Source organism: Streptomyces sp. MMG1533, assembly GCF_001279775.1.
In the GTDB taxonomy this organism is placed as follows: Bacteria; Actinomycetota; Actinomycetes; order Streptomycetales; family Streptomycetaceae; genus Streptomyces.
Genome location: NZ_LGDG01000257.1, coordinates 26946 through 48288 on the forward strand (window position 1 = coordinate 26946; position 21343 = coordinate 48288).

20 protein-coding genes and 1 tRNA gene are annotated in these 21343 nt (G+C 70.4%); 7 read left to right on the forward strand and 14 right to left on the reverse strand.

Features of this window, described 5'->3' with window-relative positions:
* Positions 1 to 100: 100 nt before the first annotated feature.
* Both ADK57_RS37685 and ADK57_RS37690 read left to right on the forward strand, forming a co-directional pair.
* On the forward strand, positions 101 to 931 hold the full coding sequence (locus ADK57_RS37685) for a trans-aconitate 2-methyltransferase (RefSeq protein WP_053754194.1): 831 nt from the start codon (positions 101 to 103) through the stop codon (positions 929 to 931).
* The gene (locus ADK57_RS37690) at positions 931 to 1314 is read left to right on the forward strand and encodes a VOC family protein (protein WP_053754195.1); all 384 of its coding nucleotides are present in this window, start codon (positions 931 to 933) and stop codon (positions 1312 to 1314) included. Before ADK57_RS37685 ends, ADK57_RS37690 begins: the two co-directional genes overlap by 1 nt.
* Here the strand turns inward: ADK57_RS37690 and ADK57_RS37695 are convergent.
* Genes ADK57_RS37695 through ADK57_RS37710 form a run of 4 tightly spaced genes read right to left on the reverse strand, consistent with a single transcriptional unit; the run spans position 1289 to position 3511 of the window.
* Positions 1289 to 1537 (reverse strand): type II toxin-antitoxin system RelE family toxin, encoded by a 249-nt coding sequence (locus tag ADK57_RS37695; protein ID WP_053754196.1) that lies wholly within the window; start codon positions 1535 to 1537, stop codon positions 1289 to 1291. The genes ADK57_RS37690 and ADK57_RS37695 overlap by 26 nt on opposite strands.
* Positions 1534 to 1785: a type II toxin-antitoxin system Phd/YefM family antitoxin gene (locus tag ADK57_RS37700; RefSeq protein ID WP_053754197.1), complete on the reverse strand. Its 252-nt coding sequence runs from the start codon at positions 1783 to 1785 to the stop codon at positions 1534 to 1536. The genes ADK57_RS37695 and ADK57_RS37700 overlap by 4 nt, the downstream gene beginning before the upstream one ends.
* Before the next feature lie 41 nt (positions 1786 to 1826).
* On the reverse strand, positions 1827 to 2504 hold the full coding sequence (locus tag ADK57_RS37705) for a TetR/AcrR family transcriptional regulator (RefSeq protein WP_053754198.1): 678 nt from the start codon (positions 2502 to 2504) through the stop codon (positions 1827 to 1829).
* Positions 2501 to 3511, reverse strand: coding sequence for an acyl-CoA desaturase (locus ADK57_RS37710; RefSeq protein ID WP_053754199.1), 1011 nt, complete (start codon positions 3509 to 3511; stop codon positions 2501 to 2503). The genes ADK57_RS37705 and ADK57_RS37710 overlap by 4 nt, the downstream gene beginning before the upstream one ends.
* Positions 3512 to 3800: 289 nt before the next feature.
* Between ADK57_RS37710 and ppc the strand changes: the two genes are divergently transcribed.
* Positions 3801 to 6542: a phosphoenolpyruvate carboxylase gene (gene ppc / locus ADK57_RS37715; protein WP_053754200.1), complete on the forward strand. Its 2742-nt coding sequence runs from the start codon at positions 3801 to 3803 to the stop codon at positions 6540 to 6542.
* Positions 6543 to 6609: 67 nt separating this feature from the next.
* On the opposite strand, the gene ADK57_RS37720 is transcribed toward ppc, so the two are convergent.
* The 8 genes from ADK57_RS37720 to ADK57_RS37755 form a co-directional block, all read right to left on the reverse strand.
* A complete protein-coding gene (locus ADK57_RS37720; RefSeq protein WP_053754201.1) occupies positions 6610 to 7296 on the reverse strand; it encodes an LPXTG cell wall anchor domain-containing protein in 687 nt (228 codons plus the stop codon).
* A gap of 136 nt (positions 7297 to 7432) precedes the next feature.
* Complete coding sequence (locus tag ADK57_RS37725; RefSeq protein ID WP_053754202.1) at positions 7433 to 7936, reverse strand: hypothetical protein; 504 nt, start codon at positions 7934 to 7936, stop codon at positions 7433 to 7435.
* A 192-nt stretch (positions 7937 to 8128) separates the two neighbouring features.
* Positions 8129 to 8731, reverse strand: coding sequence for an aminoacyl-tRNA hydrolase (gene pth, locus ADK57_RS37730; protein ID WP_053754203.1), 603 nt, complete (start codon positions 8729 to 8731; stop codon positions 8129 to 8131).
* 69 nt (positions 8732 to 8800) lie between these two features.
* Complete coding sequence (locus ADK57_RS37735; RefSeq protein WP_053754204.1) at positions 8801 to 9394, reverse strand: 50S ribosomal protein L25/general stress protein Ctc; 594 nt, start codon at positions 9392 to 9394, stop codon at positions 8801 to 8803.
* Between the two features lie 221 nt (positions 9395 to 9615).
* On the reverse strand, positions 9616 to 10596 hold the full coding sequence (locus ADK57_RS37740; RefSeq protein ID WP_053754205.1) for a ribose-phosphate diphosphokinase: 981 nt from the start codon (positions 10594 to 10596) through the stop codon (positions 9616 to 9618).
* A 136-nt stretch (positions 10597 to 10732) separates the two neighbouring features.
* A complete protein-coding gene (gene glmU, locus ADK57_RS37745; RefSeq protein WP_078973559.1) occupies positions 10733 to 12181 on the reverse strand; it encodes a bifunctional UDP-N-acetylglucosamine diphosphorylase/glucosamine-1-phosphate N-acetyltransferase GlmU in 1449 nt (482 codons plus the stop codon).
* Between the two features lie 119 nt (positions 12182 to 12300).
* Positions 12301 to 12371, reverse strand: a tRNA-Gln gene (locus ADK57_RS37750).
* Between the two features lie 12 nt (positions 12372 to 12383).
* Positions 12384 to 13256, reverse strand: a complete 873-nt coding sequence (locus tag ADK57_RS37755; RefSeq protein WP_053754207.1) for a hypothetical protein — start codon at positions 13254 to 13256, stop codon at positions 12384 to 12386.
* A gap of 167 nt (positions 13257 to 13423) precedes the next feature.
* Here ADK57_RS37755 and ADK57_RS37760 point away from each other — a divergent pair, with 167 nt between their 5' ends.
* Positions 13424 to 14749 (forward strand): sensor histidine kinase, encoded by a 1326-nt coding sequence (locus ADK57_RS37760; RefSeq protein ID WP_053754208.1) that lies wholly within the window; start codon positions 13424 to 13426, stop codon positions 14747 to 14749.
* A 19-nt stretch (positions 14750 to 14768) separates the two neighbouring features.
* Here ADK57_RS37760 and ADK57_RS37765 read toward each other — a convergent pair whose 3' ends face one another.
* Together ADK57_RS37765 and ADK57_RS37770 are read right to left on the reverse strand one after the other, a co-directional pair.
* Positions 14769 to 15263, reverse strand: coding sequence for an SUKH-3 domain-containing protein (locus ADK57_RS37765; protein WP_053754209.1), 495 nt, complete (start codon positions 15261 to 15263; stop codon positions 14769 to 14771).
* A 145-nt stretch (positions 15264 to 15408) separates the two neighbouring features.
* Positions 15409 to 16005 carry a YwqJ-related putative deaminase gene (locus tag ADK57_RS37770; RefSeq protein WP_053754210.1) on the reverse strand — a complete coding sequence of 199 codons (597 nt, stop codon included), beginning with the start codon at positions 16003 to 16005 and terminating at the stop codon, positions 15409 to 15411.
* Positions 16006 to 16302: 297 nt separating this feature from the next.
* On the opposite strand from ADK57_RS37770, the gene ADK57_RS37775 reads away from it, so the two are divergent.
* From ADK57_RS37775 to ADK57_RS37785, 3 genes are all read left to right on the forward strand, one after another.
* Complete coding sequence (locus tag ADK57_RS37775) at positions 16303 to 17292, forward strand: SMI1/KNR4 family protein (protein ID WP_078973557.1); 990 nt, start codon at positions 16303 to 16305, stop codon at positions 17290 to 17292.
* An 8-nt stretch (positions 17293 to 17300) separates the two neighbouring features.
* The gene (locus ADK57_RS48320; protein WP_078973558.1) at positions 17301 to 20150 is read left to right on the forward strand and encodes an SUKH-4 family immunity protein; all 2850 of its coding nucleotides are present in this window, start codon (positions 17301 to 17303) and stop codon (positions 20148 to 20150) included.
* A 266-nt stretch (positions 20151 to 20416) separates the two neighbouring features.
* On the forward strand, positions 20417 to 21304 hold the full coding sequence (locus tag ADK57_RS37785) for a cellulose-binding protein (RefSeq protein WP_053754212.1): 888 nt from the start codon (positions 20417 to 20419) through the stop codon (positions 21302 to 21304).
* The last annotated feature ends 39 nt before the right edge of the window (positions 21305 to 21343 follow it).

The following is a 21343-nucleotide window of genomic DNA, read 5'->3' on the forward strand; positions in this document are numbered from 1 at the left end:
TGTCGATGTGAAGTCTCTTGATGTCAAGTCTCTTGACGTCAAGGTAAATCCTGGGCAGGCTGGGAACCCGTTGAGTACGGTCACGACGAGGAGGCCCGCCATGCCCGCCACCGCCCCCACCTGGGACCCCGCCCAGTATCTGCGCCACGCCGACCACCGTGCCCGCCCCTTCGCCGACCTCCTCGCCCGGGTCCCGGACCTGCCCGCGCGACCGCCCGCGGGGCCACCCCGCATCGCCGACCTCGGCTGCGGGCCCGGCAACGTCACGACCCTGCTCGCCGGCCGCTGGCCCGCCGCGCACATCACCGGGTACGACAACTCGCCGGAGATGCTCGACAAGGCGCACGCGGACCACGCGGGCCCCACTCCCGGCGGCGGCCGCCTCGACTTCGCCCACGCCGACGTTCTGACCTGGGCGCCCCCGGAGCCGTACGACCTGATCGTCAGCAATGCCACCCTCCAGTGGGTGCCGGGGCACGTGGAGCGGTTCGCGCAGTGGGTGGCGGGTCTGGTGCCGGGCGGCACCTTCGCCTTCCAGGTCCCGGGGAACTTCGACGCCCCCAGCCACCGGCTGATGCGCGAACTCGCCCACTCCGCCCGCTGGAAGCACCGCCTCGCCGACACCCTGCGGCACGACGACGCCGTCCTCGCACCCGAGGTCTACCTGGAGCGGCTGGCCGACCTCGGCTGCACGGCGGACGTGTGGGAGACGACGTACGTCCATCTGCTGGAGGGCGAGGATCCGGTGCTCGACTGGGTGAAGGGCACCGGCCTGCGCCCCGTCCTGACCGCGCTCGACGACGACCCGGACGCCCGGGAGGAGTTCGTCGCCGAGTACCGGGCGGTCCTGCGCGAGGCCTATCCGACCGGGCCGCACGGCACGCCCTTCCCCTTCCGCCGCATCTTCGCGGTCGCCCGCAAGGAGGCGTGATGATCACCGCCGTCGACCATGTGCAGCTCGCCGCCCCGCCCGGCTCCGAGGAGCGGTTGCGGGCGTACTACGTCGGCGTCCTCGGTATGACGGAGCTCCCCAAGCCGCCGGTGCTCGCGGCGCGTGGAGGCTGCTGGTTCCAGGCGGGTGCGGTGCAGCTGCACCTGGGCGTCGAGGCGGACTTCCGCCCCGCGAAGAAGGCCCACCCGGGGCTTCGGGTGACGGACATGGATGCGTATGCGACCCGGCTGGAGGCCCGCGGGGCCGCGGTCACCTGGGACGACGACCTGCCGGGTCACCGGCGCTTCTACGCCGAGGACCCGGTGGGCAACCGCCTGGAGTTCCTGGAGCCGGTGGTCAGCCCGTTCGGCCCAGGTGGGTGACGAGGATGTGGATCACTTCGTCGTCGATGACGTACAGGACGCGATAGGCGCCGACGCGGAGGCGGCGGATGTTCACCCCGTACGCGGTGGAGTTCGAGGGGCGCGGCGCTTCCGCGAGTGCGTCAACGGCCTCGTACACGGCGGCCAGACCCACTGGGTCGTCCTTGAGGAACCGCACCGCGGCGTTCGTGGCCGGTGGTTCCCAGATGATGCGGTAGGTCACGGGCGCAGCCCCAGCATGCGTCCGACTTCCTCGTGCGGAATGCCCTCTCCGAGCGTGCCCTCCGCCTTGCGCCTCTGGTAGTCGGCAAGAGCCAGGGCGTCTTCCAGATCCTCTATCACCTGCGGAGAGACCAGGAGCGCCGCCACATGCCCGTGATCGGTGAGTGCAATGGTCTCGCGGCTGTGCGCCGCGCGCCGCACCAGGTCGCCGAGCTGGGAACGGGCCGCGCTGATCGCAATCTCAGTCATGCCCGCATTGTGTCACAAGGTTAATCTACGGAAACGTTTATTTAGCTCTTCCGGCGCCCTATCAAGTGCGGCTTGGCCTCCAGCCCGTCCAGCCCGTGCCACGCGAGATTCACCAGATGGGCGGCGACCTCCGCCTTCTTCGGGCGGCGGACGTCCAGCCACCACTGGCCGGTCAGCGCCACCATGCCGACCAGGGCCTGCGCGTACAGCGGGGCCAGCTTCGGGTCGAAGCCGCGGCTCTTGAACTCGCGGCCCAGGATGTCCTCCACCTGGGTGGCGATGTCCGAGATCAGGGACGCGAAGGAACCCGTCGACTGGGGGATGGGCGAGTCACGGACCAGGATGCGGAAACCGTCCGTGTACTCCTCGATGTAGTCCAGCAACGCGAAAGCCGCCTGCTCGCACAGCTCCCGCGGATGACCGGCCGTCAACGAGCTCGTCACCATTTCCAGCAGGCGCCGCATCTCGCGGTCCACCACCACCGCGTACAGCCCCTCCTTGCCCCCGAAGTGCTCGTAGACCACCGGCTTGGACACCCCGGCCTTCGCCGCGATCTCCTCCACCGACGTGCCCTCGAAACCCTTCGCGGCGAAGAGGGTGCGACCGATCTCCAGCAGCTGCTGGCGACGCTCCGCACCGGTCATCCGGGTGCGACGCGCACGCCGCGGCTTCTCATTGCTCGGGGTGCTGCTGGAGTCGGTCGCCACGCCGTCAATCATGCCGCCTTCGCCGTCTCCCTCTTGCGCCGGGAAGCGTCCTCACCCGTGTTACGGCGGGAATCGATACGCGAGCGTGACGGCCAACGCACGTCATGGGCCCAGCCGAGCATCTCGAACCAGCGGATGAACCGTGCCGAGGAGTCCAACTGGCCCCGCTCCACCCCGTGCCGCGCCGACGTCGGGTCGGCGTGGTGCAGGTTGTGCCAGGACTCGCCGCACGACAGGACCGCCAGCCACCACACGTTGCCCGAGCGGTCGCGCGACTTGAACGGCCGCTTGCCGACCGCGTGGCAGATCGAGTTGATCGACCACGTCACGTGGTGCAGGAGCGCCACCCGGACCAGCGAGCCCCAGAAGAAGCCGGTGAAGGCGCCCCACCAGGACATCGTCACCAGACCGCCGATCACCGCGGGCAGCGCCAGCGAGAGAAGCGTCCACAGGATGAACTGCCGGGAGATCGTCCGGATCGCCTTGTCCTTGATCAGATCCGGCGCGTACTTCTCCTGCGAGGTCTGCTCCTCGTCGAACATCCAGCCGATGTGGGCCCACCACAGGCCCTTCATCAGCGCGGGGACCGTCTCCCCGAAACGCCACGGCGAATGCGGGTCGCCCTCGGCGTCGGAGAACTTGTGGTGCTTACGGTGGTCGGCCACCCAGCGCACCAGCGGCCCCTCGACCGCCATCGACCCCATGATCGCCAGCGCGATCCGCAGGGGCCGTTTCGCCTTGAAGGCGCCGTGGGTGAAGTAGCGGTGGAAACCGATCGTGATGCCGTGGCAGCCCAGGTAGTAGAAGAAGACCAGAAGGCCGAGGTCCAACCAGCTCACACCCCAGCCCCACGCCAGCGGCACGGCCGCCAGCAGCGCGAGGAACGGGACGGTGATGAAGAGCAGCAGCGTGATCTGCTCGATCGAACGCTTCTGCTCGCCACCCAGGGTGGCGGAGGGAGTGGGGGTGTCGTCGGGGGCCTTCGAGGAGCCTTCGATCACATCGGAGCTTGACGTCATGCGCGTCCCCTGTGGGGTCTTGGATTGAGGCAGATGCCGTGCCGGGCGAACCGTGCCGTACTTCCTACGGTTCCGTAACCTACGGCTTCGTAAGTATGGCAGCGCGTCGGCCTGCGGCAAGAGCCCGAGATTCTGCGCGTCCGCGTGGACACCTATCCTTGGATCGGTCGGACAGCGCGGTCCGCTCTGATTTCTTCCCGGATGCCCGGCCCGTATGCGGCAGCAGCCGCCTGTCCGCCGTCCGGGTTCCCCCTCCGGACGAGCTTCAACACTGCAAGGAGCCGCACCTGTGAGCAGTGCCGACGACCTGACGACGAACACCACGTCGACCAGCACCGAGCTGCGCGCCGACATCCGGCGACTGGGCGACCTCCTCGGCGAGACCCTTGTACGCCAGGAGGGTCCCGAGCTGCTCGAACTGGTCGAGAAGGTCCGCCGCCTCACCCGCGAGGACGGCGAAGCCGCCGCCGAGCTGCTGCGGGGCACCGAACTGCAGACCGCGGCCAAGCTGGTCCGCGCCTTCTCCACCTACTTCCACCTGGCCAACGTCACCGAGCAGGTGCACCGCGGCCGCGAACTGCGCGCCAAGCGCGCCGCCGAGGGCAGCCTGCTCGCCCGTACGGCCGACCGCCTCAAGGACGCCGACCCCGAGCACCTGCGCCAGACGGTCGCCAACCTGAACGTCCGCCCGGTGTTCACGGCCCACCCCACCGAGGCCGCCCGCCGCTCGGTCCTCAACAAGCTCCGGCGCATCGCAGCCCTCCTGGAGACCCCGGTCATCGAGGCCGACCGCCGCCGCTACGACACCCGTCTGGCCGAGAACATCGACCTCGTATGGCAGACGGACGAGCTGCGCGTCGTCCGCCCGGAGCCCGCCGACGAGGCCCGCAACGCCATCTACTACCTGGACGAACTGCACGCCGGCGCCGTCGGTGACGTCCTGGAGGACCTGACGGCCGAGCTGGAGCGCGTCGGCGTCAAGCTCCCCGACGCCACCCGCCCCCTCACCTTCGGCACCTGGATCGGCGGCGACCGCGACGGCAACCCGAACGTCACCCCCCAGGTCACCTGGGACGTCCTGATCCTCCAGCACGAGCACGGCATCAACGACGCCCTGGAGATGATCGACGAGCTGCGCGGCTTCCTCTCCAACTCCATCCGCTACACCGGAGCCACCGAGGAGCTCCTGGAGTCCCTCCGCACGGACCTGGAGCGCCTCCCGGAGATCAGCCCCCGCTACAAGCGCCTCAACGCCGAGGAGCCCTACCGCCTCAAGGCCACCTGCATCCGGCAGAAGCTGGAGAACACCAAGCAGCGCCTGGCCAAGGGCATCCCGCACGAGGAGGGCCGCGACTACCTCGGCACGTCCGAGCTGATCGGCGACCTCACCCTGATCCAGACCTCCCTGCGCGAGCACCGCGGCGGCCTGTTCGCCGACGGCCGCATGGACCGTACGATCCGCACGCTCGCCGCGTTCGGCCTCCAGCTCGCCACCATGGACGTACGCGAGCACGCGGACGCCCACCACCACGCCCTCGGCCAGCTCTTCGACCGCCTCGGCGAGGAGTCCTGGCGCTACGCCGACATGCCCCGCGAGTACCGGGGCAAGCTGCTCGCCAAGGAGCTGCGCTCCCGCCGTCCGCTCGGGCCCACCCCGGCGCCCGTGGACGCGGCCGGCGAGAAGACCCTCGGTGTCTTCCAGACCGTGAAGCGGGCCCTGGAGGTCTTCGGGCCCGAGGTCATCGAGTCGTACATCATCTCGATGTGCCAGGGCGCCGACGACGTGTTCGCCGCCGCCGTCCTCGCCCGCGAGGCCGGCCTGCTCGACCTGCACGCCGGCTGGGCGAAGATCGGCATCGTGCCGCTCCTGGAGACCACCGACGAGCTCAAGGCCGCCGACACCATCCTGGAGGACATGCTCTCCGACCCGTCCTACCGGCGCCTGGTCGCGCTGCGGGGCGACGTCCAGGAGGTCATGCTCGGCTACTCCGACTCCTCGAAGTTCGGCGGCATCACGACCTCGCAGTGGGAGATCCACCGCGCGCAGCGCCGGCTGCGTGACGTCGCCCACCGGTACGGCGTCCGGCTCCGGCTGTTCCACGGCCGCGGCGGCACCGTCGGCCGCGGTGGCGGCCCCTCCCACGACGCGATCCTCGCCCAGCCCTGGGGCACCCTGGAGGGCGAGATCAAGGTGACCGAACAGGGCGAGGTCATCTCCGACAAGTACCTCGTGCCGTCCCTGGCCCGGGAGAACCTGGAGCTGACCGTCGCGGCCACCCTCCAGGCCTCCGCCCTGCACACCGCGCCCCGCCAGTCCGACGAGGCGCTGGCCCGCTGGGACGCCGCCATGGACCTGGTGTCCGACGCCGCCCACTCGGCCTACCGCAGGCTCGTCGAGGACCCGGACCTGCCGACGTACTTCCTCGCGTCGACGCCGGTGGACCAGCTCGCCGACCTGCACCTCGGCTCACGGCCCTCCCGCCGCCCCGGCTCGGGCGTCTCCCTCGACGGACTGCGGGCCATCCCGTGGGTGTTCGGCTGGACCCAGTCCCGGCAGATCGTCCCCGGCTGGTTCGGCGTCGGCTCCGGACTCAAGGCCCTGCGCGAGGCGGGCCTGGACACCGTGCTCGACGAGATGCACGAGCAGTGGCACTTCTTCCGCAACTTCGTCTCCAACGTCGAGATGACCCTCGCCAAGACGGACCTGCGGATCGCCGCCCACTACGTCGACACGCTCGTCCCGGACGACCTGAAGCACGTCTTCGACACGATCAGGGCCGAGCACGAACTGACCGTGCGCGAGGTGCTGAAGGTGACCGGCGAGAAGGAACTCCTGGACGCCACACCGGTGCTGAAGCAGACCTTCAGCATCCGCGACGCCTACCTCGACCCGATCTCCTACCTCCAGGTCACCCTGCTCAAGCGCCAGCGCGACGCGGCAGCCGCCGGCGAGCAGCCCGACCCGCTCCTGTCCCGGGCCCTGCTGCTGACGGTCAACGGCGTGGCGGCGGGCCTGCGCAACACCGGCTGACGGTCCTCGTACATACGACGGTGCCCCCGAGCCTCGGAGAAGCTCGGGGGCACCGCCGTATGCGCGATCAGGCCTTACGGCGACGGAACACCAGGTAACCGCCCCCCGCGACCAGCGCGGCCGCGAGGCCGGACAGCAGGCCCACCGGGGCGCCGTTGCCGGTCTCGGCGAGGTCGCCCCCGGTGCCCTGGGCGGACGGGGAGGAGGAAGCCGACGGGTCCGCCGAAATGCCGGCGGACGAGCCCGGGCTCGGCGACGCGGACGGGCTCGCCGACTCGCCCGCCGAGGAGCTCGGCGAGGCCGAACCGGACGGCGTCGAACCGCCGCCCTCCCCGTCGTCCCCGCAGTCCGTCCAGAACACCTTGTGCTTGGCGGCGCCGTTCTCGCCGTCGAAGTTCCAGAACAGCTTGTAGTGCCCGTCGGGCAGCGACAGGTCGTCCGTACGCCCGTGACCGTCGGCGTCCAGGGCGATCTCGCCGGACTTCACCGTCTCGCCCTTGACGTCGGCCGTCGGGGCCCAGGCCTCGATGTGCCAGTCGACCTGCTGGACGGCGTCGAAGCCGAAGGCGTCGAGGTAGAAGGTGCAGACGTGGGGCTCGTTCTTGCGGAGCTCCTCGCCGGTGGTGGCGTCGTGGATCTTCACGGTGCCGTTGTCGCCGCCGGTGGCAAGAGGCGTGGCGTGCGCGAGGGGGGCGGCCAGGAAGGCCGCCGTTGCTACGGCGGACAGGACGCCGGCGCGGCTGAGGATACGCATGGGGCAATTCCATCTTCGAGATGCGAAAGGGAAGATGTGGAGGGGGCGGCTCAGCATCCAGCCGGGAATGACCGCAGGTCAATCACGAACAGGGAACGAATAGTTCGGCCACAGAAGTCGAGATCGCCGAAGTACCTCACACCACCACAAAAACGGCCGTGAGCAGCGCGACCCCCGACCCCGCCAACACCCACGCGACCCGAGTCCGCCGCAGCCCGCCCGCCACCACGACCGAGGCGAGCAGCAGCGCGCCGCCCATCGGCACCCACGCGTACAGGATCCCGGCGGGACCGGAGCGCACCACGTCGTCGCTGCCGGGCTTCACCACCACGGTGTACGTCTGCCCCTTGCGCACGGCGACCGTGTGCTCGATGACCACGTTCCTGCGGGCGGTCGACCCCACCGACGCCGGCGTGTACGGCCCCGTACAGGTGTCCTCGCCGCACCGCGTCACCTCGACCGTGCCACGCTCCCGCCCCTTGGTGAGCATCACGTGCTGTGCCGTCCCCCAGGACCCCCACACACCGGCGATCAGGATCAGCGCCGCGACCGCACCCATCGCCGCGAGCCGCCCGAACCGCAGCGCGGTGACGGAAGCCTGGCGGGAGGTGGCGGTAGTGGCAGGCATGGCCGGGATCATTGGCCATGGCGCTGCGGTCGGTCAACTTCGCCGGGTGTCGGTGACGGACAAGTCGGCAGTTGTACGTACCTTTCCCCGGCCCTTCCCCGCCCTCAGGAGACGTACCTGTCCCCGCCCTCAGGAGTTGTACGTCTCCCCGCCCTCAGGAGACGTACCTGTCCCCGCCCTCAGGAGTTGTACGTCTCCCCGCCCTCAGGAGTTGTACGTGCCCTGCGCCCGCTCCAGCCCCTCGATCACCAGACACTCGACGGCATCGGCGGCCCGGTCCACGAAGTAGTCCAACTCCTTGCGCTCCGCCGACGAGAAGTCCTTCAGCACGAAGTCCGCGACCTGCATACGCCCCGGAGGCCGCCCGATCCCGAACCGCACCCGGTGATAGTCCGCACCCATCACCTTCGTCATCGACTTCAGCCCGTTGTGCCCGTTGTCCCCGCCACCGAGCTTCAGCCGGAGCACCCCGTAGTCGATGTCCAACTCGTCATGGATGGCCACGATGTTCGCCACGGGCACCTTGTAGAAGTCCCTGAGCGCGTTCACCGGCCCGCCCGACAGGTTCATGTACGACATCGGCTTCGCCAGCACCACCCGCCGGTTCGCCGGCCCGGGCGGTCCGATCCGCCCCTCCACGACCTGCGCCTGCGCCTTCCCGGCCCGCTTGAACCTGCCCCCGATCCGCTCCGCGAGCAGATCGGCGACCATGAAGCCGACGTTGTGCCGGTTGGCTGCGTACTCGGGCCCGGGGTTGCCGAGGCCGACGATCAGCCAGGGGGCGCCTGCATCGGTCGTCACGTGCATGTCTCCTTGATACGCGCCAGCCGCCGTTCCCGTGGGGAACAGCGGCTGACGAAACGACGAAGGTGAGGATCAGGCCTCGGCGGACTCTTCGCCCTCGGCCTCGCCCTCGGCGGCCTCCTCGGCCTGCGCGGCCAGCACCTGCAGGACGACGGTGTCACCGTCGACACCCAGCTTGGTGCCCGACGGCAGCGGGATGTCCTTCGCAAGGATCGAGTCACCGGCCGTCAGGCCCTCCACGGAGACCGTGACGGACTCGGGGATGTGCGTGGCCTCGGCCTCGACCGGAAGCGCGTTCAGCACGTGCTCCAGCAGGTTGCCGCCCGGGGCCAGCTCACCCTCGGTGTGCACGTAGATCTCGACGTTGACCTTCTCGCCCCGCGTGACCAGCTGCAGGTCCACGTGCTCAAGGAAGCCCTTGATCGGGTCACGCTGCACGGACTTCGGGATCGCCAGCTCGTTGGACTTGCCGTCGATGTCCAGGGCGATCAGGACGTTCGGCGTACGCAGCGCGAGCAGCAGTTCGTGGCCCGGAAGCGTGAGGTGGATCGGGTCGGAACCGTGGCCGTACAGAACACCCGGAACCTTGCTGTCACGGCGGATGCGACGGGCGGCACCCTTGCCGAACTCGGTACGGGTCGACACGGCGAGCTTGATCTCGGACATGGGATCACTCCTCGTAGAAATAGGTACGGACGTGGTCACCCGGCCACGAACGGCCTGCTACGAAGAGCGCGTCGATAACGGACAGCCGATCCACCGTCGTAGAAAACGGAGAACGGCCTCCCTCGCCGAGCAACTTCAGCAGTCTACTCGGAGGGGGAGGCCGCACCCAAAAGGATCTTTACGCCAGCGATCTCACGGCAGCGATCTCACGCCCGCGATCTCTACTGCTCGTCGAACAGGCTCGTCACCGAACCGTCCTCGAACACCTCACGCACCGCACTCGCGATCGTCGGCGCGATCGACAGCACCTTGATCTTGTCCAGGTCCGCACCCAGCTCACCCGGCGTCGGCAGCGTGTCCGTGAACACGAACTCGCTCACCCGCGAGTTCTTCAGCCGGTCCGCCGCCGGACCCGACAGCACACCGTGCGTCGCCGTCACGATGACGTCCTCCGCACCGTGCGCGAACAGCGCGTCCGCGGCCGCACAGATCGTGCCACCGGTGTCGATCATGTCGTCGACCAGCACACACACCCGGCCCTTGACCTCACCCACGACCTCGTGGACGGTCACCTGGTTCGCCACGTCCTTGTCACGCCGCTTGTGCACGATGGCCAGCGGCGCACCCAGCCGGTCGCACCAGCGGTCGGCGACCCGCACCCGCCCGGCGTCCGGGGACACGACCGTCAACTTGCCCTTGTCGACCTTCTTGCCCACGTAGTCCGCAAGGAGGGGAAGGGCGAACAGGTGGTCCACCGGGCCGTCGAAGAAGCCCTGGATCTGGTCCGTGTGCAGATCCACGGTCAGGATGCGGTGGGCACCCGCCGTCTTCATCAGGTCCGCGATCAGACGCGCCGAAATCGGTTCACGCCCACGGTGCTTCTTGTCCTGCCGCGCGTAACCGTAGAACGGCACGATGACGGTGATGGAGCGAGCCGACGCACGCTTCAGCGCGTCGATCATGATCAACTGCTCCATGATCCACTGGTTGATCGGAGCCGTGTGGCTCTGGATCACAAAGCAGTCCGCACCACGCGCCGACTCCTGATAGCGCACATAGATCTCGCCGTTCGCGAAGTCGAAGGCCTTCGTCGGGACAACCCCGACACCCAGCTGCTGGGCGACCTCCTCGGCAAGCTCGGGGTGGGCGCGGCCGGAGAAGAACATCATCTTCTTCTCGCCGGTCGTCTTGATCCCGGTCACAGCACTGTCTCCTCAGAGGTGTCTCAACTGGGTACCGATAGACCGTCTCAGCTGGCTGCGAGAGGCCGTCTCGGCTGGTGGGGCGTGCGGATGTGCACTTATCACGGTACGCCGTGTTTGACGCACCCGTTTCCGGTCAGCCTTCGCTCTCACCCTGCCGGGACTCCGCCTCGGCCGCCTTCGCAGCCGCGCTCCCCGGACGCTTACGAGCCACCCAACCCTCGATATTCCGCTGCTGACCGCGGGCCACGGCCAACGAACCGGGCGGCACATCCTTCGTGATCACGGACCCCGCGGCGGTGTAAGCACCGTCCCCGACCGTGACAGGCGCCACAAACATGTTGTCCGCACCGGTACGACAGTGCGACCCCACGGTGGAGCGGTGCTTGTCCTGCCCGTCGTAGTTCACGAAGACACTCGCCGCACCGATGTTGGTGTGATCACCGATGGTCGCGTCACCGACATAGGAGAGGTGCGGGACCTTTGTCCCCTCCCCGATGGAGGAGTTCTTGGTCTCGACGTACGTACCGACCTTCGACTTGGGCCCGAGACACGAACCGGGCCGAAGATAGGCGTACGGCCCGACGGTCGCCAGCGGCCCGACGTCCGCCCCGTCCGCCACCGTGTTGTCGACCCGCGCCCCCGCACCCACCCGGGTGTCCGTCAGCCGGCTGTTGGGCCCGACCTCGGCACCCTCCCCGAGATGAGTGGCACCGTGCAGCTGAGTGCCCGGGTGGACGATGGCGTCCTGCTCGAACGTCACCGTGACATCGACCCAGGTCGTGGCCGGATCGACGACGGTCACACCGGCGAGCATCGCGCGGCTCAGCAACCGGTCGTTGAGAATCCGCCGAGCCTCGGACAACTGCACACGATTGTTGATCCCGGCGATCTCACGATGATCACCCGCAACCGAGGCGCCCACGCGATGCCCGGCCTCACGCAGAATCCCCAGGACATCGGTCAGATACTCCTCCCCCTGGGAGTTGTCCGTACGAACCTTCCCGAGCGCGTCCGCCAGAAGCTGCCCGTCGAAGGCGAACACCCCGGAGTTGATCTCCCGAACGGCCCGCTGCGAGTCGGAGGCGTCCTTGTGCTCGACGATCGCCGTGACGGCCCCGGAGACGTGGTCGCGCACGATCCGGCCGTAACCGGTCGCGTCCGGAACCTCGGCGGTCAGCACGGTGACCGCATTGCCGTCGGCGGAGTGAGTGGCGGCGAGCTGCCGCAACGTCTCACCGGTCAGCAGAGGCGTGTCCCCGCACACCACGACCACGGTCCCGTCGACCGACCCGCCCAACTCCTCCAACGCCATCCGAACGGCATGCCCCGTGCCGTTCTGCTGCGCCTGCACCGCGGTACGCACCTCGGCGTCGGTCTCCGCCAGATGCGCGGTGACCTTCTCGCGGGCGTGACCCACGACCACGACGAGGTTCTCGGGCTGCAACTCACGCGCGGCGGCGAGCACATGGCCCACGAGGGACCGGCCACAGATCTCGTGCAGAACCTTGGGTGTGGCCGACTTCATACGGGTGCCCTCACCCGCTGCAAGAACGACGACGGCTGCCGGGCGAATGGCGCTCACGGGGTTGCCCTTCGGCTTTGGATGGGTGGGGGTGGACATCCGCAGGATACCGGGGCGTTTCGTGGGGGACATGAGAGTGGGCCCTGACAGTACTGTCAGGGCCCGGTTTTGAGAGGGGGCTCCCGGGGAAGGAATCGAACCCTCATTCAAGAGACCAAAACTCTTTGTCCTGCCATTAGACGACCCGGGATAATCTGACCCGTTATGTCCGATTCTCTAGATCGGCGACGGGCGCAGCCCCTACTATGCCGTACCAGGCGCCTTCCATGCGACGGTAAAGGTCAGCGCTCTTCGTGACGTAAACGATCAAGTAGCCGCGGTATGCCTCCGAGGTGTTCTTCCGGTTCGTCTTCGGGTTGTGCTTCTTGAGGGTGGCCTTCTGGAAGGCGGAGGTTTCCACGCCCACCAGTCCGGCCCAGAACTCTTCGGCGCCCGTAACGTCGGCCGACTCGTGGATGCTCACCCGAAAGCGCAGGCGCTCGCGCTCCACGCTGAGTACATCGAGCCAGCGCAGGAAGAAGCTGACGACGTTCGGGTCGCTGTTGATGAAGTGCAGCCTCTCGCGGCGGCTGTACGACTTGTCCTTGGCGCCCTCGGCCCAATAGAGCGCCACGCCCGCCAGGAACACCTCCCGGTCGGACAGGTTGCCGACCGCTTGCTCGGCGGCGGCCTTCGTGCGCTGGCGCTCCTCCTCGCGGCGCTGCAGGGTGGCCTCCCAGCCTCGCCTGGCGATAGCCGAAGCCTCATCGGGGGTCCGTCGCCGCTCCGGCTTCGGCAGATCCCGCACCCACAACGAGATCGAACTCTTGGAGCACCCCAGCTCCACCTGGATCTGGTCGTATGTCCAGCCCCGGAGCCGGAGTTCCCTCGCCTTGTCCCGCAGGTCGTCCTTGGCGTTCGGGCGCTTCGTCCATTCAGGAGGCGGCTCGCCCTCCAGGAGGCGGTTGAGGATGTCGTTGTTGTCGACGTGCAGTCGGTCGCGGATCTGGCGTCGGCTGAGGCCGGCTCGCCGCAAGGCGACCGCCCGCTCCCGCAGTCCCTCGAAGTCCGCGTATTTGCCATGTGGATGTGCCATGGGCATACGGTCCGGGTGGAATCCGATCTTCCGGGGTCGAACGGTGAGCGATTCAGCAGTTCGAGGGATATCGGTCGGTTTCGTCGCCGTTCGGTCACGGAGTGTGGTGTAGGCCAGTCACGGAAACTCACCGGAAAAGGGGCACCCGGCGCCCGTAGGCTGGAGGCATGACCACGACGGGGGAAGACCACGCGACGGCCTTGGGAGGGCCGTGGTGGTGGGCCAGGCGGCGCAGCGCGGTGCTGGACGTGAGTCTGGCCGTGGTGTCCGCGGTGGAGTGTGCGGTGGAGGGGTATCCGTTCGCGCGGGACGCGGGGATCCCGGTTGCCGCGGGGATCGTGTTCGGGTTGTTGGCCGGCTCGGTGCTGGTGTTGCGGCGCCGCTGGCCGATCGCTGTCGTGCTGGTGTCGATCGCGATCACGCCCGCCCAGATGGGGTTCCTGATGGGCATCGTCGGTCTGTACACGCTGGCCGCGTCGGAGCTGCCGCGTCGGATCATCGGGTCGCTGGCGGGGATGTCGCTGGTGGGGACGTTGATCGTGACGTTCGTGCGGGTGCGGCAGGACATGGCGCGGGGGGATCTGACGCTGGGGGACTGGTTCGTCCCGTTCGCGGCGATCACCACGTCGCTGGGGCTGACGGCTCCGCCGTTGCTGCTCGGGCTGTATGTGGGGGCTCGGCGGCGGTTGATGGAGAGCCTGCGGGAGCGGGCGGACAGTCTGGAGCGGGAGCTTCAGTTGCTGGCCGAGCGGGCCGAGGAACGGGCGGAGTGGGCGCGGAACGAGGAGCGGACGCGGATCGCGCGTGAGATGCACGATGTCGTGGCGCACCGGGTGAGTCTGATGGTGGTGCATGCCGCGGCGCTTCAGGCCGTTGCGCGGAAGGATCCCGAGAAGGCGGTGAAGAATGCCGCTCTCGTGGGGGACATGGGGCGGCAGGCGTTGACCGAGTTGCGGGAGATGCTCGGGGTGTTGCGGACCGGGGACGGCAGGGCGGCCGCTGCGCGGCGCGATGAGGTGCCGTTGGCGGCTGTGGGGGCGGCCGCGGCGGTGGCTGCTTCAAGGGTTGCCGAGGACGAGGGTGCGGGGGAGGGGCCCGGGCCTTGTCTGTCGGATCTGGATGTGCTGGTGGGGCAGTCGGCGGCCGCGGGGATGGTCGTCGATCTGTCGGTGGAGGGGGATACGCGGTCGTATGCCGCGGACATCGAGCAGACGGCGTTCCGGGTGGTGCAGGAGGCGTTGACGAACGTCCACAAGCATGCGGCGGGGGCGAAGACGTACGTACGGCTCGCGCATCGGGTGTCGGAGATCGCGATGCAGGTGGAGAACGAGCCGCCGCCGGAGGTGACGTCGGCGTCGTCGGCGCGGTTGCCGTCGGGGGGCAACGGGCTGCTGGGGATGCGGGAGCGGGTCGTGGGGCTGGGTGGTGTGTTCGTGTCGGGGCCGACGGATGCGGGGGGTTTTCGGGTGTCGGCGGTGATTCCGGCGTCGTAGGGCGGTCGCTCGTGTGGTCTCAGCCTGCGGTGAGGCGGGTGGGTTCGATGCCGGAGACGAGGGCGGCGAGGGCCTGGTCGAGGTCGGGTCCGAGGTACCAGTCGCCGGTGTGGTCGAGGGCGTAGACGCGGCCTTCGGTGTCGATGGCGAGGATGGCGTGGGTGTCGGTTTCGGCGCCGAGGGGGCAGACCTCGGTGTCGAGGGCGCGGCCGAGGTCGCAGAGGGTGCGGGCCAGGTGGAGGCCGTGCAGGGGGTCGAAGTGGACGGCGGCGGGGGCGATCTGGCGGCCGGGGCCGGTGGGTGCGAGGTGGAGGCCGCCGAACTCGGCCCAGGCCTCGACGGCGGCGGGGAAGACGGCGTGCCGGTGTCCGGCGGGTGAGGCGTGTTCGCGCAGGGCGTCGGCCCAGAGTTCGGCCTGCTTTATGTCCCAGCGTCCGGGTTGCCAGCCGGCGGAGCGCAGGGCGGCGTCGACGGGTACGGGGAAGCGTGTGGTGGAGGTGCGGTCGGGGTGCATCTTCCCTTGGTTCATCAGGTCATCAGGTTCATCGAGATCGTTGAGGTCGCGGCCGTCGGGACTGGGTGCCTCGGTGATGCGTCCTGTTGGTGTGCGTCGTGTTGATGTACGTCGTGTTGATGTACGTGGGGCGTGGGCGATCGATTCAGTCGTCCGTGGTCGTGGAGTCGACGACGCGGACGCCGAAGTGGGCGCTGAGGGCTGTGCAGGCGCGGCAGGGGGAGGCGAAGCCGCCGTGGAGGGGGTCGCCGTCCTCGCGGATGTGCCGGGTGGTGAGTTTGGCCTGCTTGAGGGCCTTGCGGGCCTCGCCGTTGGTCATCGGTCTGCGGGCGGCGCGTTTGGTGCGGGCGGCGTCGATGGCGGCGATGTGGCGGGAGATGAGCATGGCTTCGGCGCAGCGGCCGGTGAAGCGGTCGCGTCTGTCGCTGGGGAGGGTGTCGAGGAAGTCCTGGACGAGGGGGTGCAGGGCGGGTGGCTGGTCGCCGCGGGCGGCGGTGCCGGTGAGGGTGGCGCCGCGTACGGAGAGGGCGGCGGCGACGGTGGGGAGTATGCCGTCGCGGCGGTGGCGCAGGGTGGGGGCGTGTGGGGTTCCGGTGCTGCTCCAGCCGACGCGGGGGTCGCCGGAGGGGCCGGTGTGCGGGCCTGCGTGCGGTGCTGTCTGCCGGGCGGTCCGGGGGTCGCCGGACGCGCCTGGTCGCGATCCTGTGTGTGGTCCCGTCTGCGTCACGTTCATGATCGTCATCCCCTCCCGAGCATCCCCCGGACGACACAGAGTGCCAAACGGCGTGGCTGGTGCGGAAGCTGGGGCGCTGCGACACGCCCGGGTTTGGGCAGGCTGTCACGGCGGGGTGACGGCTGGTCACGGAAGCGGAGGGGTGCTGGCCGGTGCCCGGTGACCTGTCTTGTCGTACCGCATAGGCTGTCCGCACCGCGATCCACGCGGGCGACGCGTGGAGACGGACGAGACAGTCGATACGGGGCGTAGTGACCGAACGTGGTCGTTGCGGGCCGTACCAGAGTGCCGCAGGGGGCAACCGCCATGACGACAGGTCGGCTCGGGCAGCAAGCCGCGCCGCCGAACGCGGCCTACGCCGGGCAGGTCGTGCATTTCCCGGACCCGGTCCGGGCGGCCCGTCACCCGAGAGGTGTGCGGATGGATGAGCACGGCTACCCCGTCTTCTCGCCCTATGCGCGTGCGGTCGCGGAGATCGCCGATCCGCCGGAGGGTTTCGGGGTCGACGAGTTGCGGCTGACGGACTACGTGTCGGCGAACGCGGCTCTGTCGGCTTCGGGGCACGAGTTGTGGGACACGGTGCCCGCGGTGGCGACTCCGCACGGCTGGACGTGGCATCACGCGGCGGGTTCGCGGCGGCTGGAGCTGGTGCCGGTCGACGTGAAGGCGTTGCTGCGGCATCACGGCGGGATCGCGACGGCTGCCGTGGACCAGAACAAGAGGGGCACGCGGCCGCTTCAGGAGACGCGTCCCGCGCACTTCGGGCTGCCGAAGTCGGGTGTGGCGGTGACCGAGTCGCAGGTGCTGGGTGTCGAGGAGGACCTCGGGTACCGGCTGCCGGGTGCGTACCGGTCGTTCCTGAAGGCGGCGGGCGGGTGTGCGCCGGTGGGTGCGGCCCTGGACGCCGAGTTGGGCCTGCTGATCGACCAGCCGTTCTTCACGGTGCGGGACGAGGCGGCGGTCAACGACCTCGTGTACGTCAACAAGTGTCTGCGTGACCATCTGACCAAGGATTACTTGGGAGTGGGTTTCGTCCAGGGCGGGTTGCTGGCCGTGAAGGTGAAGGGTGAGCGGGCCGGTTCGGTGTGGTTCTGCGCGTACGACGATGCGCGGGACGTCGATCCGGCGTGGGCGCCGGCCGAGCGGGTGGAGCGGTTGTTGCTGCCGTGCGGTGACGACTTCGACGCGTTCCTGGCGCGGCTGGCGGGCAATCCGCCGGAGTTGGAGACGGTGGCGAACCTGATGGTGGACGGCGGGTTCGCGCGGTCCGTTCCCGTCTCGTCGGTGGGGGAGTGAGCTGAGCGATGGTGACGTTTGCGCAGGCGCAGGAGCGCGCCGAGGAGTGGATCAACGGGGATGTGCCGTCGTACCAGCATCGTGAGGTGCGGGTGCGGGAGTTCGATCTCGGGTTCGTGGTGTGGGCCGAGGACCGTGCGGACGGGCCGCGTTCGGACGGTGGCGGTCAGCGGCTGGTGATCGCCCGGGACAGCGGGGAGGCCTCGCTGTGGCCCGCGTTGCCGGTGGGCGAGGTGATCCGCCGGTACGAGGAGGAGTACGGCCGCGAGGATGCCGTGGCGGATGCGGCGCCGGCTCCCGCGGCTCGGGTCGATCTGAATCAGACGTCGTTCTTGTTGAGTCCGCCGGAGTGGTTGCAGGAGGCGGCGGACAAGTTGGGTATTCCGGATCGGCGGGGGGCTGCGAGTTCTGCGGGTTCCGGGGGTTCTGGTGCCGGGGCGGCTGCTTCTTCTGCTTCCGCGGGTTCGGGTGCCGGGGCCGGGGGCCGGGTGGCGCTTCCCGAGACGCAGGCCGGGCCGTCCGGTGTGTCGTCGGGGGCGTCGGCTGCTGCTGCGCCGGGGGCACCTGGTGTGCCTGCCGGGGCGACGCCCTGGGCCGGGACCGACACCAACGCGGATTCCGGCGAGGACCGTTCCGTACCGTTGCCCGCGACCGTGTTCGCGCCGCCGCTGAGTGGTGCCGACAGCCAGGACACGCCGCCGGACGCCGAGACGGCGCTGATGTCGGGCGGCAGCGGGCTTCCGCCGACGGCGGTCGACGCGCCGAGCGTGCCGAACGCGCCGGTCGGGCAGGGCGGTACGCCGGCGCCGGCGCCGGGGACTGCGGGTGCGCCTTCGACGTACGGCTATCCGCAAGGCCCGGGCGCGCCGGGTACGCCGCCTCCGGGAGCGACGCCTCCTCCGTCTCCCCCTCCGCCTTCGACGTACGGCTATCCGCAGGGCCCGGGTGCGCCGGGTACGCCGCCTCCGGGTGCGCCCGGGCCGGGTGCGACGCCTCCGCCTCCGCCGGGTGCGCCTTCGTCGTACGGCTATCCGCAGGCGCCGGGCGGTGCCGCGGGGGCTCCTCGGCCTCCCGCCGGGCCCGGTGCTCCGGGCGGGCGGCCGCTCGCGCCGAACGCCGGGGACATCGCCGACGCCGCGACGAGCAAGGCGGCGCCTCCGCCGCGTCGTGCCGGGGCGAACCCGCCGCCTCCGCCGGGTGCTCCGGGAGCGCCGGGCGCGCGTCCGGGAGGCACGCCCGCGCCGAGCGGTCCGAGCGGTCCGGGTGTGCCGGGTACGCCGGCCGGCGGGTACGTGCCGACGCAGATGGTGTCGGCGCTCGGCCCCGACGGTCCTGAGGGGTCCGCTCCGCAGGCACCCCCTCCGGGTGCGCCCGGAGGAACGCCTCCGGGTGAGGTCCACCACGCCGCCACGATGTTTGCCGATCCGGGCCGGATGGGCCCCGGTGCGGGCGGGCCGCAGCCGCCGGGAGCTCCTGGTGCGCCCGGTGCGCCCGGTGCGCCCAAGCCTCCCGGCGCTCCGGGAGTCCCGGGTGCCCCGGGTGCCCCGGGTACGCCCGGTGCTCCTCAGCCGCCGGCCCCTCCGGGCATGCCCGGCGCGCCGCAGCCGCCCGGTGCCCCTGGCGCACCCGGCGCACCCGGCGCGCGAGGTGCCGTGCACCACGCGGAGACCATGCTGGCCGGGCCGCCGGTGGGCACTCCCGGCGCACCCCCGCCGCCGCAGGCCCCCGGCGCTCCGGGCGCTCCGGGTGCTCCGGGCGGTCCGCAGCCGATGCCGCCCGGTGCCGTGCCGCCCGGTGCGATGCCGCCTCCGGGTGCGATGCCGCCGCCCGGGCAGCCCGTGCCGGGGCAGCCGCCGGCGTACGGCTATCCGCAGCAGCAGGGGCAGCCGACGGTCGGGCCCGGGTATCAGGCCGTACTGCGGTACCGCGCGCAGGACGGGTCCGAGCAGCAGCTGATCCGGCGTTCGGCGCCGGGGACGCCGCATCCGGAGTGGCAGATCTTCCACGAGCTGCGGTCGATGAACGTGCCGCCGGACCAGGTGCTGGAGCTGCACACGGAGTTGGAGTCGTGCGAGCTGCCGGGTGCGTACTGTGCGCGGATGATCCGGGAGCAGTGGCCGCAGGCGCGGATCGCGAGCATCGCGCCGTACGGCACGGATCACGCGAGCCGGCAGCAGGGCATGCAGCAACTCCTCGCGCATCAGGGCGAGTTGCACCAGGTCGCCGACGGGCCTGCCCGTCCGGCCCCGGTCCGGGTGCCGGTTCCGCAGGTGCAGCCCGCGCCGCCGATTCCGCCGGAGGGCGTGGCGCAGGAGGTGGCGGGGGCGTTCGGGCCGGGGGTCTTCCGGTTCGAGCAGGCCGCGGTGTCCCGGCAGGGCGTGCCGCCGGTGGTGGCGCACTCGTTGGTGGTCGCCGGGCTGCCGATGGACATGGGGCCGTTCTTCTGGGCGCAGGCCCAGCCGGGGCGGCCGGTGCCGACGCTGGCGGAGCTGGCGGCCGAGCGCGGGGTGCAGCCGGCCGCGGACGCGGGCTCGTACCTCGTGATGGGCAGCGACTTCGGCCGGGCGCTGTGCGTGCAGTACGGCACCGCGAACATCGTGGCGGTGCCTGTGGAGGCGGGGCCGGGCGGTGCGCCCGTACCGCCGCAGTTCGTGAACACGGGGCTGCCCGAGTTCCAGCGGTGCCTGGCGCTGCTGGGCCGGATGTGGCGGCTCCGGTTCGGGCTGAACCAGGAGCAGGCGGGACGCTGGACCGTCGACTTCCAGGCCCAGTTGGCCGCACTCGATCCGGCGGCGCTCGGTTCGCCGGAGAGCTGGTGGTCGGTGCTGCTGGAGCAGATGTGGGACGGGTTGCTGTGAGGCGCCCCAGCTGAAACACCCTGCGTGGAAGGGGCCGGGCCCGGTCGTGTGACCGGGCCCGGCCCTTTCGTGTGCGCTGCGGGAGCTGCGGTGTGCGCCGCGGGCGCTGTGCGACGGGAGCCGGCGCGCGGAGTGTCGCGTTATGAACATTTCCGTCCGATACATCAAGATGTGCGCGAAATCATCATTTCGCGGCTGTTCGTGTCGTTTCGGCGGAGTGTTCGGCGGAGTGTTCGGCAGCGGGTTCGACGGAGAGGGGTTCCAGGATGAGCAGCGCATCGGTCTCACCGCATGGATTCGTGGCCGTACGGGGGCGCGGCTACCGCCCCGAACAGGTCGATGCGTACGCCGGCGCTCTCTCCCGGGACCGCGACGGCGCCTGGGAGCGCGCCGCCTGTCTCACCGTGCTCGCCAAGGAGATGGAGGCGGAGGCGGAGCGGCTGCGGGAGACCGTGGCGGCGCTCGCCCCGCAGACGTACGAGACGCTCGGGGAGCGTGCACGCCGGCTTTTCGAGCTCGGGCAGGAGGAGGCCCACGCCGTACGGGAGGGCGCGCGGCAGGAGGCGCGGCGCCTTGTCGAGGAGGCGCGGGAGCGTGCGGACGGCGTGCGCGAGGCCGCGCAGGCGCACGCCGACGAGGTGCGAGCCGAGGCCGAAGAGCGCGCCCGGCAGCGTCTGCTCGCGGCGCGTGCGGAGGCCGACGAGATCCGCATCGGCGCCCGGCGCGAGGTGAAGGAGGGGCGCGGAGAGGCTCTTGCGGCGTTGCGTGAGGTACGGCAGCGCACCCCCGGCATGCTCGCCGAACAGGCCGATGAGCACGCCGAACGGTGGGCCGAGGCCGAGCGGGAGGCGGAGGAGCGGGCGGCCGCGCTGGACGCGCACAACGCCGAGCGGGTGACGCGGGCCGAGGCCGCGTTGTCCGAGGCGAAGCAGGCTTTCGCCGACGCGGAGGCGTCCGCGCGGCGGCGGCAGGAGGAGGCGCAGGCGCGGGCGGCCGAGCTGGTCGCGGAGGCGCGGGTGCGGGAGGAGCGGATCGCCCGGGAGACGGAACGGGTGCTGCGGGAGCACGGGGAGCGGTGGGACGACGTGCGGGCGCAGATGGATCACGTGCGGAACAGCTTGACGGCGCTCACGGGGCGGGCGGCGATGGAGTGACGTCGCGTGCCGGGGCGCCCGCCCGGCACCGAGCGGGCG